Here is a 13,420-nt window from a genome sequence, read left to right as displayed (position 1 = left end):
TGGTGAAAATATATGACCGGCGTTTTATTCCCAGCCGGCGCTGAAACGGGGATTCATCATGCAAATCGGTTCGATTGTCCGCTCTGTGCATATTGCCGTGCCTCAAGGTGCGCGCGGCATCGTCATGCGTATTCTCGGCGACATGGCAATGGTCGCGTGGTATGCGGGCGAGCCCGGCGTCACCAAACTGCTCAATACGGAGCCGTTCTTTCTGGAAGACCTGATCGATACGGGCGATGTCGTGCGCCCGTCGAACACGGTCGTTCACTGAGAAGCGACGCGCCGCATTGCGGCACAATGCCGGGATGAACCCGATCCATCCCGATTCCCAAAGTGCGCCCGCCGATGACGCGCCGCCCTTCGCCGGCCTCACGCCCGAGCGCGTGCTCGACGCGCTCGACCGCGTGCTGATGCCCACGGGCGCGCGCACCGATGGGCGCCTGCTGCCGCTCAACAGCTACGAAAACCGCGTGTATCAGGTCGGCGTCGAAGATGGCGCGCCGGTCGTCGCGAAGTTTTATCGGCCGAACCGATGGTCGAATGCGGCGATTCTCGAAGAACACGCATTCGTCGCGAGCCTCGTCGCGCGCGAGATCCCGGCGGTCGCCGCACGCGTGCTTGAAGGCGCGACGCTGCATGAATTCGACGGCTTCCGGTTTTCCGTGTTCGAGCGGCGCGGCGGACGCGCGCCCGATCTCGATCGCAGCGATACGCTCGAATGGCTCGGGCGCTTCATCGGGCGCATTCACGCGGTAGGCGCGATCGAGCCGTATCGTGAACGGCCGACGCTCGATATCGACACGTTCGGCCGCGAACCGCGCGACTTCCTGCTGACGCACGGCTTCGTTCCCGCCGATGTGCGCGAAGCGTGGGAAACGGTCGTCGCGATGGCGCTCGAAGGCGTCGCCCGATGCTTCGAGCGCGCCGGCGATGTGCGGCAGTTGCGTCTGCACGGCGACTGTCATCCGAGCAACGTGCTGTGGACGGACGCGGGCCCGCATTTCGTCGATTTCGACGACAGCCGCATGGGACCGGCCATTCAGGATCTATGGCTGCTGCTTCCGGCCGGACGCGCGGATGCATCGCGCGCGCTGACCGATCTGCTCGCGGGCTACGAAGATTTCTGCGAATTCGATCCGCGCGAGATGCATCTGATCGAAGCATTGCGCACGCTGCGGCTGATCCATTATTCGGCGTGGCTCGCGCGCCGCTGGAACGACCCCGCGTTCCCCGCTGCCTTTCCGTGGTTCAACACGCAGCGTTACTGGGAAGACCGCATCCTCGAATTGCGCGAGCAGGTCGGCGCGATGCAGGAAGGCCCACTCTGGCCCGTCTGAAATTTTTTGTGACATTCGCGGACTGTCAGCCGATCGCAAAGCGTTGAAAAGCGCTTTTCGACGTGTAATGATAACAATTCTCATTTGTCCGCGTTCTATCGATTGCTGCGCGCATGTGCGCGTCCAGCCGGTCGGGGCGCGGCTTTGTCTGCCAACGCCCGAATTCTGGAGAGACGCGTGAACGCGCCTGAGACTCTCAATCCGCAAACGTCCGCAACGAGCGGCTCGACGCAATATCGTCCGCACGGGCGCCTTATCGACGATGCCGAGCAGTTCGTCCGCAAGAATCGCTCGCGCCGCTCGACCTTTTTGAAGTGGCTGCGCAAGGTGCATGGCTGGATCGGCCTATGGGGCGCGCTCCTGGGCTTGCTCTTCGGCGCGACGGGCTTTCTGCTGAATCATCGCGCGCCGCCGCTGCGCATTTCGACCGGCGAGCCGCAGGTTTTGCAGATGCAGATGCCATTGCCCGCCGAAGGCTTCAATACGCCGCGCGACATGGGCATGTGGCTCAAGAAGGAACTGAAGATCGACGGCAATCTCGGACGCGCGCGCAAGGAACCGGCGCATCCGGTCGGCTGGGGCGACAAGAGCACGATGCAGCCGGAGCAATGGTCGGTGATGGTGGCGTCGCCGGGCGGCAGCGTGATGGCCGAGTACTGGGTCGGCAACAACTTCGTGTCGGTGAAGCGCACCGAGAACACCTTCCTCGCCATGATGACCAACCTGCACAAGGGCGTGGGCCTGAGCGTGGGCTGGGTGCTGCTCATCGATACGTTCGCGGGCAGCATCATTTTGCTGTCGCTGACTGGCGTGCTGCTGTGGACCGAGCTGAACAAGAAGCGCACGGCGGGCGTGGTGATCGTGGCGGCGTCGTTGATTGCGGCGGTGGTTTGCGGGTTGGTTTGAGCGATCGGGCGATCAGCTAAGGGCCGCCGCCGCTTGCGCGGCCCTTCCCCTCTCGCGGATTACGCCGCGTCACCCAAAGATAAAGCCCGCTGCCGAGCACGACGATCGTCAGCACGTCGAACGCCGCCCAGAAGATCTTGAGCGGCATCCCGCCGAAGTCTCCGAAATGCAGCGGCTGCGAGCCGAGCAGCACCTTCAGATACCACGGCAATTCGCGTGACTCCGTGAGCGCGCCCGTCGATGCATCCACGAGCACGGGCCGCATGATCCGCGTCGTCAGAATGCCGTCGCCGCGCATCCACACGGCATAGTGATGCGGACTCGCAAAGCGCGTCCCCGGAAACGCGACGAACGACGGAATCATCTCCGGCGCGACGCGTTGCGCGGTCTTCACGGCATCGTCGACGGAAGCGCGCACGACGACCGGCGGCGTGTCCCGATACGGCGCGACCATCTGCGCGAGCTGATCGTTGCGCCAGGCTTCGAGCATGAGATCGGCGAGCGTGTTGATCGATCCCGTCGCGCCGACGAGCAGCGCCCACACGAGCGTCAACATGCCGATCGCGTTATGCCAGTCGAGCCACACGACGCGCCGCCTCTTCTTCAGCCGCACGCGCCCGAGCCCGACCTTGCGCCAGAACGGCAGATAGACGACGACGCCAGACACGATCGCCGCGAGAAACACCACGCCCATCGCGCCGAGAAAGAGCTTGCCGAAGAGGCCCGCGAACATGTCGACGTGCAACTTCAGCAGCACGAACTTCAGCGAGCCTTTACCCGGCGGCATGCCGAGCGGTTGCGCGGTGCGCGCGTCGACGGTCGTGCTGAGCGTGTCGTCGGGCGGCGTGTCGGCGCGCGGCGCGGTGACGACGACCGGCAGAAGCGGATCGTCCGGCTCCCAGATCATGTATTGCGGCACGTGGCCCGGATGTTCCGCGAGCGCCGCGCGCAACACCGCGTCGTAGCCCGCACGCGCATTTGCCTGCGATGCGCCGAGCGCGGGCGCTTCGATCGCATCGCCGGTGAGGATGTCCAGTTCGTGGCCGAACACGAGCGGCAAGCCCGTGAGACACAGCAGCAACATGAACGCCGTGCAGACGAGGCTCGTCCAGCGATGCACGATCGACCACAGGCGCAGCGTGTTCGCGGACGCGCGATTAGTGTGCGATGTAGATGGCGATGCATCGGCGCGAGCGGCTGCGCGCCTTTCATCACCGGTCAAGAACTTGCCGGGCATGCGATGAAAACTTCGAGCGGAGAAGAAATCGGACCGCGCGTCAGCCGAAGCCGACCACGCAAATGAGAACGATTATTATATAGCCGCTGCCTGCCCGCGAACCGCTTTCGTCAGCAATCTGTAATTTTTAGACGCCGCAGACTTCGCCCTTCCCCGCGACCTCGCGCGCCGCCTTCGCGCCTTCCACCTGGAGCAGTTCGGGCAACGACACGCCGTTCTTCGCCGCCGTCACTTCCGCCAGAATCGACACGGCGATTTCCGGCGGCGTCCGGCTACCGATATAAATTCCCACCGGCCCGTGCAGTCGCGCGAGCTCGGCTTCGCTCAGATCGAACTCCTTCAGCCGTTCACGCCGCGCCGCGTTATTGCGCCGCGAACCGAGCGCGCCGACGTAGAACGCGGGCGTCTTCAACGCTTCCATCAGCGCGAGATCGTCGAGCTTCGGATCGTGCGTGAGCGCGATCACGGCACAGCGTTCGTCGAGCTTCATGTCCATCACGGTGTCGTCGGGCATGGTGCGCACGATCGTCGTGCCCGGCACGCTCCACTCTTCCGTGTACTCTTCGCGCGGATCGCACACGGTCACCTGATAATCCAGCCCGACCGCGATGCTGCAAAGATAGCGCGACAACTGCCCCGCGCCGATCACGAGCATCCGGTAACGCGGGCCGTGGATCGTAAGGAGACGCTCGTCGTCGAAGAGCACGCCGTCGGTGGCCTGCGCGGGTTCAAGGCGCGCCGCGCCCGTCGCCATGTCGAGCGTGCGCGCGACGAGCCTGCCGCTCTCCACCGCCGCGCACAGTTGCGCGATGCCGCTCGCCATCGTCAAAGGCTCCAGCACGAGCTGGATCGTGCCGCCGCACGGCAAGCCGAACCGATGCGCCTCTTCGGCGCTGATGCCGTACTTCACCGCTTCCGGCTTGGTCTGCTCGATGCCCCGCTGCCGCACGCGATCGATCAGATCGTCTTCGATACATCCGCCCGACACCGAGCCGACGACGTGGCCATCGTCACGCACGGCGAGCATCGCGCCTTCGGGTCTCGGCGACGAGCCCCACGTCTTCACGACCGTCACGAGCAGCACGCGATGTCCCTCTTCGAGCCATTTCGCGCTGTTTTTCAGGACTTCGAGATCCACGCTGTCCATGATTTCTTTCCTTTCTCTTCGCCGCCGTTTTCGTCATCGGCGGCCACATCCGGTGATTCCTGCCCGCCCTGCAACTGCGCGCTGAACCGCTTGAAAAATTCTCCCGCAATCTTACGCGCCGCGCCGTCGACGAGCCGCGAGCCGATTTGCGCGAGCTTGCCGCCCACTTGCGCGTTCGCGCTGTAGCTGAGCTTTGTCGTGTCGGCTTCGTCGCCGGGTTCGAGGTTGACGGTCGCGCTGCCCTTGCTGAAGCCCGCCGCGCCGCCCTGCCCTTCGAACACGATCGTATAGGTATGCGGCGCGTCGATGTTCGTCAGCTCCATGCGTCCCTTGAAGCGCGCCTTCACCGGACCGACCGCCGCCGTCATCGCGACGTTGTACGCATTGTCGCCGTCGGCGTCGATGCTGTCGCAGCCGGGTATGCACGCCTTCAGGATCGACGTGTCGTTCAGCGCTTCCCACGCGCGCGCCTGCGGCACCGGCAAAGTGTGAGTCTCGGTCAGTTCCATTTCGTGTCTCCTGTGTGCCGTGACAGCGCGGCCAGCTCCGGCCCGACGGCGCGCAGGCTGTCGAGGTTGTGCGCCGCGAGCATCGCATCGACGTGCGGCAGGATCGCCTGCACGCCTCGCGCGCGCGGCGTGAAATCGGGGAAGCGCAACAGCGGGTTGAGCCACACGAGCCGGTGCGCGAAACGTCTGAGCCTTTGCATTTCCGCGTCGAGCACGTCGATGGCTTCGTGGTCGAGGCCATCGGTGACGAGCAGCACCGTCGCCCGCCCCGACAGCACGCGGCGCGCCCAGCGTCGATTGAACTCCGCGAGCGTCGCGCCGATGCGCGTGCCGCCCGACCAGTCCGCGACGTTCTGCCCTAGCGTGGCGATGGCGACGTCGGGATCGCGTTCGCGCAACGCGCGTGTCGCGCTCGTGAGGCGCGTACCGAACAGAAACACTTGCAGACGCTCGCGCGACTGCAATAGCGCGTGACAGAAGTAGAGCACGGCGCGCGAATACGCGCTCATCGAGCCGGAGATGTCGAGCAGCAAGACGAGCGGCGGCCTGCGCTCCACCGCCGCGCGATATTTCCACACGGTCCAGTCGCCGCCCGAGCGCACGGCATGGCGTGCGCTCGCTTTGAGATCGGCGTGCGTGCCGCGCGATGCCGCCTTCAGCCTGCGCGTCGGCTCGGTCGCGAGCGGCATCCGGTGCGCGCGAATCTGATGCCGCAGCGTGCGCCATTCGTCGGCGCGGAGCGTGTCGAAATCGCGGTGACTCAGGCGTTCCTGCGAACTGAACGTGATGCGCGCATGCGTTTCTTCGGGCTTCGATTCCGCCTCGCGCGCCTTCGATGCCGCCGCGCGCGTCGCCAATGCATCGGCGAGACGGTTATTGCGTTTCGGCGGCGGCATGCCGCTCTTCACCTTCGGCAGCAAGAGCGCGCGCAGCTTGCCTTCCCAGTCGGGATCGCGCCAGAAGAGATCGAACGCGGCATCGAAGATATCGCGTTCGTCGCGCGCGTGGACGAGCAGGCACGCGAGCGTCGCGCGCACATCGTCGCGGCGGCTCAGATCGACGAAACGCAGCGCGTCGAGCGCATCGACCGCATGCGCCGGCGACATGCCGAGCCCCGCGCCGCGCAGAAGCCTCACGAAATGCACGACGTTGCGGGCGAACGGTTCCATCGTCGTCGTCATTGCGGCGCCGAAAGGCATTGCGCGAGCGTGTCGGCGTCCATGCGCGCGAGATCGTCCTGATACTTCAAGAGCACGCCGAGCGTGTCCCGTACAGATTGCGGATCGAGCTCCGTCACCGACAACGCCGCGAGCGCGCGGCACCAGTCGATCGTTTCCGCGACGCCCGGCGCCTTGAACAGATCGAGCGTGCGGAGGCGCTGCACGAACGCGACCGCCCTCGCCTGCAACGCGCTGCCCGCTTCCGGCGCGCGCGCCGCGACGATCGCCAGTTCGACATCGCGTTCCGGATAGCCGATCCACTGATAGAGACAGCGGCGCTTGAGCGCATCGTGAACTTCGCGCGTGCGGTTCGACGTCATCACGACGAGCGGCGGCCGCGCCGCGCGCACCGTGCCGTACTCGGGAATCGATACCTGGAAGTCCGACAACAGTTCGAGCAGAAACGCTTCGAACGGCTCGTCGGCGCGATCGATTTCGTCGATCAGCAACACGCGGCGCGCGTCGGGATTCGCGGCATCGGGCAACAACGCCTGCAGCAGCGGACGCTTGAGCAAGAATTCGCCGCGATACAGCGAATCGTTCGACGGCGTTTCGCCCGACGCCTCCGCGAGCCGCAGCGCCATGATCTGCCGCGGATAGTCCCACTCGTACAGCGCGCTCGCCGTGTCGAGCCCTTCGTAGCATTGCAGGCGCAAGAGCGTCGTACCGCACAGGCCCGCCGCCGCTTTCGCGAGCTCGGTCTTGCCGACGCCCGGCTCGCCTTCGAGGAAGAGCGGACGCTGCATCTTCAGCGCGAGAAAGAGCGCCGTCGCGAGCTCGCGGTTCGCGAAGTACCGCTGCCCGCGCAAGCGCGCGAGGGTCTCGTCGATGGTTTGCGGCTCCTGATCCGGCATCGCGGGCTACAACGACATCGCGCGCTCGATCGCGCGGCCGGCGAGCACCGGAATCAGATGCGCGCGATATTCGGCGCTCGCGTGCATGTCCGAGTTCAGTTCGTCGGGCGCGATCTTCACGCCGCGCGCCGATGCCACCGAGAAGTCCTTGGACAGCGCCGCTTCGAGATCGGCCGGACGGAACACGGAAGGCGCCGCGCCCGTCACACCAACTCGCACGCCGTCCTTGAACTTCGCGACGAACACGCCGACGAGCGCGAAGTGCGACGCGGGATTGCGAAACTTCTCGTAACCCGCGCGCTCGGCCAGCGGAAACTCGACCGCCGTGATGAGTTCGTCGGGTTCGAGCGCGGTCGTGTACATGTCGATGAAAAAGTCGTCCGCCGCGATGCGCCGTCTGTCCGTCACGACCGTCGCGTTCAGCGCGAGCACGGCGCTTGGATAGCACGCCGCCGGATCGTCGTTGGCGAGCGAACCGCCGATCGTGCCGCGCTCGCGCACCTGCCTGTCGCCGATGCGGCTCGCGAGATCCGCGAGAGCCGGCAGCGCGCGCTGCACATCGGCGTTCGATGCGACCGCCGCATGAGACACCGCGCCGCCGATCGTGAGCTTGTCGCCATCGAGCGTGACGTTTTTCATCGACGCGATGCGCGTCACGTCCACGAGCGCCGATGGTTGCGCAAGACGCAGGCGCATCGTCGGCAAGAGGCTTTGCCCGCCCGCGAGGAACTTGGCGTCGCCGTTCGCGCTCAACGCCGCGACGGCCGCTTTCGCTTCGTCGGCTTTCTGATAGTCGAATGAGTACATGTCGTCGGCCTCCTCAGGCGCGTTGAGCGTTCTGCATGGCGGTCCACACGCGATGCGGCGTCGCGGGCATCTGCAAATCCTTCACGCCGAGCGGTGCCAGCGCATCGAGAATCGCGTTGATGACAGCCGGCGGCGAACCGATCGCGCCCGCTTCGCCGCAGCCCTTCACGCCGAGCGGATTGTGCGTGCATGGCGTGCCCTTCGCGGTCTCCACCGTGAAGCTCGGCAGGTCGCTCGCGTGCGGCATCGCGTAATCCATGTACGAGCCGGAGAGCAACTGGCCGGTGCTGTCGTCGTACACGCAGCGTTCGAGCATCGCCTGGCCGATGCCTTGCCCGAGCCCGCCATGCACTTGCCCTTCGACGATCATCGGGTTGATGACGTTGCCGAAGTCATCGACGGCGGTGAACTTCTGGATGCGCGTTTCGCCGGTGTCCTGATCGACTTCGACTTCGCACACGTACGCGCCCGACGGATAGGTGAAGTTGGTCGGATCGTAGAACGCGTTTTCGTTGAGGCCCGGCTCCATCGTTTCGAGCGGGAAGTTGTGCGGCACGTAAGCGGCGAGCGATACGTCGACGAAGCTCTTCGTGCGGTCCGTGCCCACGACGCTGAACACGCCGTTCTTGAACTCGATGTCCTCCGCCGACGCTTCCAGCAGATGCGCGGCGATTTTCTTCGCCTTCGCTTCGACCTTGTCGAGCGCCTTCATGATCGCCGAGCCGCCGACGGAGATCGACCGCGATCCATACGTGCCCATGCCGAACGGAATACGCCCGGTATCGCCGTGAATGACTTCGACGTTTTCGATCGCGATGCCGAGCCGGTCCGCGACCACTTGCGCGAAGGTCGTTTCGTGCCCCTGGCCGTGACTGTGCGAGCCTGTGAAGACGGTGACCGAGCCGGTCGGATGCACGCGCACTTCGCCCGCTTCGAAGAGACCCGCGCGCGCGCCGAGCGCACCCGCCACGTTCGACGGCGCGAGCCCGCACGCCTCGATGTAGCACGAGTAGCCGATGCCGCGCAGCTTGCCCTTCTGCTTCGATTCGTCGCGGCGTTTTGCGAAGCCCGCGACGTCCGCGAGTTCCAGCGCGCGATTCAGGCACGCGTCGTAATCGCCGGTGTCGTAGGTGAGACCGACCGGCGTCGCATACGGAAACTCGCGGATGAAATTGCGCCGCCGCAACTCGACCGGATCGATGTTCATCTCGCGCGCCGCCGTTTCGACGAGCCGCTCGACGACATACGTCGCTTCCGGACGGCCCGCGCCGCGATAGGCATCGACGGGCACGGTGTTCGTGAAGACCGCTTTGACTTCGGCGTAGATCGCGGGCGTCGTGTACTGGCCGGCGAGCAGCGTCGCGTAGAGCACGGTCGGGATCGACGATGCGAACGTCGACAGATAGGCACCCATGTTCGCCGTCGTGTGCACGCGCATGGCGAGGAACTTGCCGTCGTTGTCGAGCGCGAGTTCGGCTTTGGTCACGTGATCGCGGCCGTGCGCATCGGAGAGAAAGGCTTCGGAGCGCTCGGCTGCCCACTTGATCGGACGCCCGACTTTCTTCGATGCCCACGTCAGCGCGACATCTTCCGGATACAGGAAGATCTTCGAGCCGAAGCCGCCGCCGACATCCGGCGCGATCACGCGCAGCTTCGACTCCGGCAGCGACAGCACGAACGCCGCCATCAAAAGACGTTCGACATGCGGATTCTGATTCGCGACGTAGACCGTATAGCTCTCGTCGTGCTTCGAATAGCTCGCGTTGACGGCGCGCGGCTCGATCGCGTTCGGCACGAGGCGCTGGTTCACGATATCGAGCGTCGTGACGTGCGCGGCTTTCGCGAATGCGGCGTCGGTCGCGGCCTTGTCGCCGTGGCCCCAGTTATAGCAGACGTTGTTCGGCACGCTGTCGTGCACGAGCGGCTGGCCGGCGTCGGAGGCGCTCGCGGTATCGACGGTTGCAGGCAGTTCGTCGTAATCGACTTCGATGAGTTCGAGCGCGTCCTTTGCCTCTTTCACCGATTCCGCGACGACGAGCGCGACCTGATCGCCCACATGCAGCACCTTGTCGTGCGCGATGACGGGATGCGGCGGCTCGTGCATCGGCGAGCCGTCCGTGCTGTGGATGAGCCAGCCGCACGGCAGTCCGCCGACGTTCTCCCCGGCCATATCCTTGCCGGTGAAAATGCCGATCACGCCCGGCGACTTCAGCGCCGCCGCGGTGTCGATGCGCGCGATCTTCGCGTGCGCGTGCGGCGAGCGCAGGAACACGCCGTAGCTTTGCTGCGGCATGACGACGTCGTCGGTGTACTGGCCCGCGCCCGTCAGGAATCGATAGTCTTCCTTGCGTTTCACACCGGCGCCGATCAGTTTCTGTTGCTCAGGGGCATTCATCGCGGTCTCCTTGGTGAAAGGCGCGATACATCGTGTGGGAATGTGGACTGACGCGGAATCAGGCGCCGGCTTTCATGTTCTGCGCGCCCTGCAAAACCGCCTTGACGATGTTGTGATAGCCCGTGCAGCGGCACAAATTGCCGTCGAGCTGCTCGCGCACGTCTTCTTCCGAGAGATTCGGCGATTGCGCCGCCAGCGCGCTCGCGCTCATCACCATGCCCGGCGTGCAGAAACCGCATTGCAGGCCATGACACTCCTTGAAGGCCGCCTGCATCGGATGAAGCTGGCCGTCTTTCGCCATGCCTTCGATCGTCGTCACGTCCATGCCGTCCGCCTGCGCGGCGAGGATGTTGCACGACTTGATCGCGCGGCCGTCGAGATGGACGGTGCACGCGCCGCATTGCGCGGTATCGCAGCCGATATGCGTGCCGGTGAGCCTGAGTTGATCGCGGAGAAACTGGACGAGCAGAAGATGCGGTTCGACGGTGGCGGTCACGGGCTTCCCGTTGACCGTCAGGCTGATGCTGAGCGCCATTTTCACTGTCTCCTTCGGGGATGGAACCAGCTTCACGCCACGCACCTGCCATCTGCCGCCGCGAGCGTTCAGCCGGAATGGGTGTTATGTGATTGTGCCAATGAGTAAAACACAAAACGGCGGGCGTCGCTATCCGCGCGAACGTCCGTCCCAAAGTCGCGGTTGATCGGCTGCAAAAGCAAAGCGCCGCCTCGGGGGCGGCGCTTCGGCGTAAGAAGAACGCGTTCAGTGCGTCACGGTTTCGCGCTGCTCACGCGCTTCGAGCGGCGCGCGCCCGAGCACGGAATGGCGGCGCGAATACACGAAGTAGATCGCGAGGCCGATCACGAGCCACACCGCGAACGCGATCCACGTCATCGGCTGAAGGTTCATCATCAGGAACAGGCACGACGCCACCGCGAGTACCGGCACGACCGGCACGCCCGGGCAACGGAACGCGCGCGGCAGGTCCGGATGCGTGCGGCGCAGGATCAGCACGGCGATGGAAACCATCGAGAACGCGGCGAGCGTGCCGATGTTGATCAGCTCGGCAAGCACGTTGAGCGGCACGAGCGCGCCGATCAGGCCGAAGAAGATGCCGACGATCCACGTCGTGAGGAACGGCGTCGCGTAGCGCGGATGCACTTTCGAAAGCCGCGCGGGCAGGAGGCCGTCGCGCGACATCGCGTAGATGATGCGCGTCTGGCCATAGCTCATCACGAGAATCACGGTGAGCATGCCGAGCACTGCGCCCAGATCGATGAAGCCCGCGACCCAGTTTTGTCCCGCGACCTGCAGCGCGAACGACACCGGATGCGGATTGTTCGCGAACTGCGCCGCCGGCACGATGCCGGTCACGACGGCCGCGACCGCCACGTACAGCACCGCGCACACCGCGAGCGACGAAATGATGCCGATCGGCAGATCGCGCTTCGGATTCTTCACTTCCTCCGCAGCCGACGACACCGAATCGAAACCGATGAACGCGAAGAACATCACCGCCGCCGCGCCGAACACGCCGGACCAGCCGTTCGGCATGAACGGATGCCAGTTCGCCGGCTTGACGTGGAACACGCCGACTGCGATCACGAGCAGCACGACGGTCACCTTGATCCCGACCATGATGTTGTTCACGCGCGTCGATTCCTTCACGCCGACCGACAGCAGCGACGTGATCGCCATCATCACGAGGAACGCGGGCAGGTTGAAGAACGTGACGTGGCCGGGCAGCGCGCCCGGCGCGGCAGTGAGCGCCGTCGGCAGCGAAATGCCGAAGCCCGCGAGCAGCGATTGCAGATAGCCCGACCAGCCGACCGACACGGCGGACGTCGCGAGCCCGTATTCGAGCATCAGATCCCAGCCGATGACCCACGCGGCGAGCTCGCCGAGCGTCGCGTACGAATACGCGTAGATGGAACCGGCGACGGGAATCGTCGATGAAAATTCGGCGTAGGCGAGAGCGGCGAAACAGCACGCGATCGCCGCGACGATGAATGAAACCATGAGCGCCGGGCCGGCCTGAACGGCGCCGGTGCCGGTCAGCACGAAAATCCCCGTGCCGATGATGGCGCCGATCCCGAGGAACGTCAGATCGAGAGCGCCGAGCGTCTTCTTGAGCGACGTGCTGTGCGCGCCGGCCAGCATGTGCTCGATGTTTTTCTTGCGGAACAACGACATTGCGATGAGTCTCCTTCTGGCGCGCGCGGGCGCCCCTGCTGCGGGAAAACCCGCAATTTTATCGGAGACTCGAGAATGGCCTATCGCTGGATAAGTAACGCACTCTTGCGGCGATTTTTTACGATCCGGCCGTATTTATCTTACACAAGATAAATAACTAGCCGGCGATGGCGGGATTCATGTCGACGAGACGGTTGCTCATCACGTAGAATGTTAGCTCGGCATTGTTCGCGAGCTTCATCTTCTCCAGCAACCGCGCGCGATAAACGCTCACAGTTTTAACTGAAAGAGATAAAGCGTGCGCGATGTCCGTGAGTCGCTTTCCCGACGCCAGCATGCAAAGCGTCTGATATTCGCGATCCGAAAGCTTTTCGTGCGGCAATCGGTCCGTGTCGAGCGAGACGTACGTCGCGAGCGCCTCGGCCATTTCCGCGCTCACGTACTTGCGGCCGGCGGCCACTTGCTGAATTGCGCCGATCATCAGCGCCGGATCCGCCGTCTTCGAGAGATAGCCCGACGCGCCCGCCTTCAGCGCGCGCACCGCGTATTGATCTTCGCGATACATCGAAAACATCAGCACCGGCAGACGCGGACTCTCGCGCTTGAGACGCTTCAGCACGTCGAGGCCGTTGACATCGGGCAACGAGATATCGAGCAACGCGACATCGAGCGGACGGCGGGCGGCGAGCGTAAGCGCCTGCACGCCGGTTTCCGCTTCCGATACCTCCGACGCGACGCCGCGCTCGAGCAGCAATTGCGCGACGCCCCGGCGCACGATGGCGTGATCGTCGGCGAGCAGGATTTTGAGCATCGCTCG

13 protein-coding genes are annotated in these 13,420 nt (G+C 64.8%); 3 read left to right on the top strand and 10 right to left on the bottom strand.

Translation table 11 applies throughout. The annotated features are described in order from the left end of the window. Positions 1-58 precede the first annotated feature (58 nt). The 3 genes from AWB77_RS01120 (at position 59) to AWB77_RS01110 (ending at position 2,243) form a co-directional block, all read left to right on the top strand. Positions 59-271, top strand: coding sequence for a hypothetical protein (locus AWB77_RS01120; RefSeq protein WP_008352308.1), 213 nt, complete (start codon positions 59-61; stop codon positions 269-271). 34 nt (positions 272-305) lie between these two features. Next, positions 306-1,337, top strand: coding sequence for a serine/threonine protein kinase (locus AWB77_RS01115; RefSeq protein WP_061132558.1), 1,032 nt, complete (start codon positions 306-308; stop codon positions 1,335-1,337). Between the two features lie 177 nt (positions 1,338-1,514). Continuing rightward, a complete protein-coding gene (locus AWB77_RS01110; RefSeq protein ID WP_061132557.1) occupies positions 1,515-2,243 on the top strand; it encodes a PepSY-associated TM helix domain-containing protein in 729 nt (242 codons plus the stop codon). Between the two features lie 16 nt (positions 2,244-2,259). Here AWB77_RS01110 and AWB77_RS01105 read toward each other — a convergent pair whose 3' ends face one another. The 10 genes from AWB77_RS01105 to rqpR all read right to left on the bottom strand — a co-directional run bounded on the left by AWB77_RS01105 (position 2,260) and on the right by rqpR (position 13,414). Next, a complete protein-coding gene (locus AWB77_RS01105) occupies positions 2,260-3,480 on the bottom strand; it encodes a PepSY-associated TM helix domain-containing protein (RefSeq protein ID WP_082852555.1) in 1,221 nt (406 codons plus the stop codon). Between the two features lie 127 nt (positions 3,481-3,607). Further along, positions 3,608-4,627, bottom strand: coding sequence for an XdhC family protein (locus tag AWB77_RS01100; protein ID WP_061132556.1), 1,020 nt, complete (start codon positions 4,625-4,627; stop codon positions 3,608-3,610). Further along, the gene (locus AWB77_RS01095) at positions 4,600-5,136 is read right to left on the bottom strand and encodes an SRPBCC family protein (RefSeq protein ID WP_061132555.1); all 537 of its coding nucleotides are present in this window, start codon (positions 5,134-5,136) and stop codon (positions 4,600-4,602) included. The genes AWB77_RS01100 and AWB77_RS01095 overlap by 28 nt, the downstream gene beginning before the upstream one ends. Then, on the bottom strand, positions 5,127-6,317 hold the full coding sequence (locus tag AWB77_RS01090) for a vWA domain-containing protein (protein ID WP_096031073.1): 1,191 nt from the start codon (positions 6,315-6,317) through the stop codon (positions 5,127-5,129). The genes AWB77_RS01095 and AWB77_RS01090 overlap by 10 nt, the downstream gene beginning before the upstream one ends. Further along, a complete protein-coding gene (locus tag AWB77_RS01085; protein ID WP_061132553.1) occupies positions 6,314-7,210 on the bottom strand; it encodes an AAA family ATPase in 897 nt (298 codons plus the stop codon). The genes AWB77_RS01090 and AWB77_RS01085 overlap by 4 nt, the downstream gene beginning before the upstream one ends. A 6-nt stretch (positions 7,211-7,216) precedes the next feature. After that, entirely contained in the window at positions 7,217-8,017 is an 801-nt protein-coding gene (locus AWB77_RS01080; RefSeq protein WP_061132552.1) for an FAD binding domain-containing protein, read from the bottom strand. Positions 8,018-8,030: 13 nt separating this feature from the next. Next, the gene (locus tag AWB77_RS01075) at positions 8,031-10,412 is read right to left on the bottom strand and encodes a xanthine dehydrogenase family protein molybdopterin-binding subunit (RefSeq protein WP_061132551.1); all 2,382 of its coding nucleotides are present in this window, start codon (positions 10,410-10,412) and stop codon (positions 8,031-8,033) included. A gap of 58 nt (positions 10,413-10,470) precedes the next feature. Next, entirely contained in the window at positions 10,471-10,947 is a 477-nt protein-coding gene (locus AWB77_RS01070; protein ID WP_061132550.1) for a (2Fe-2S)-binding protein, read from the bottom strand. Between the two features lie 225 nt (positions 10,948-11,172). Beyond that, complete coding sequence (gene bcaP, locus AWB77_RS01065) at positions 11,173-12,603, bottom strand: branched-chain amino acid transporter BcaP (RefSeq protein ID WP_061132549.1); 1,431 nt, start codon at positions 12,601-12,603, stop codon at positions 11,173-11,175. Between the two features lie 157 nt (positions 12,604-12,760). Then, positions 12,761-13,414, bottom strand: a complete 654-nt coding sequence (rqpR, locus tag AWB77_RS01060; RefSeq protein WP_061132548.1) for a response regulator transcription factor RqpR — start codon at positions 13,412-13,414, stop codon at positions 12,761-12,763. Positions 13,415-13,420 lie beyond the last annotated feature (6 nt).

This window comes from Caballeronia fortuita (assembly GCF_001544835.2).
GTDB classification, from domain to species: domain Bacteria; phylum Pseudomonadota; class Gammaproteobacteria; order Burkholderiales; family Burkholderiaceae; genus Caballeronia; species Caballeronia fortuita.
The sequence above is the reverse complement of the archived record's forward strand: the minus strand, read 5'-3'. Positions and strand labels throughout refer to the sequence as shown.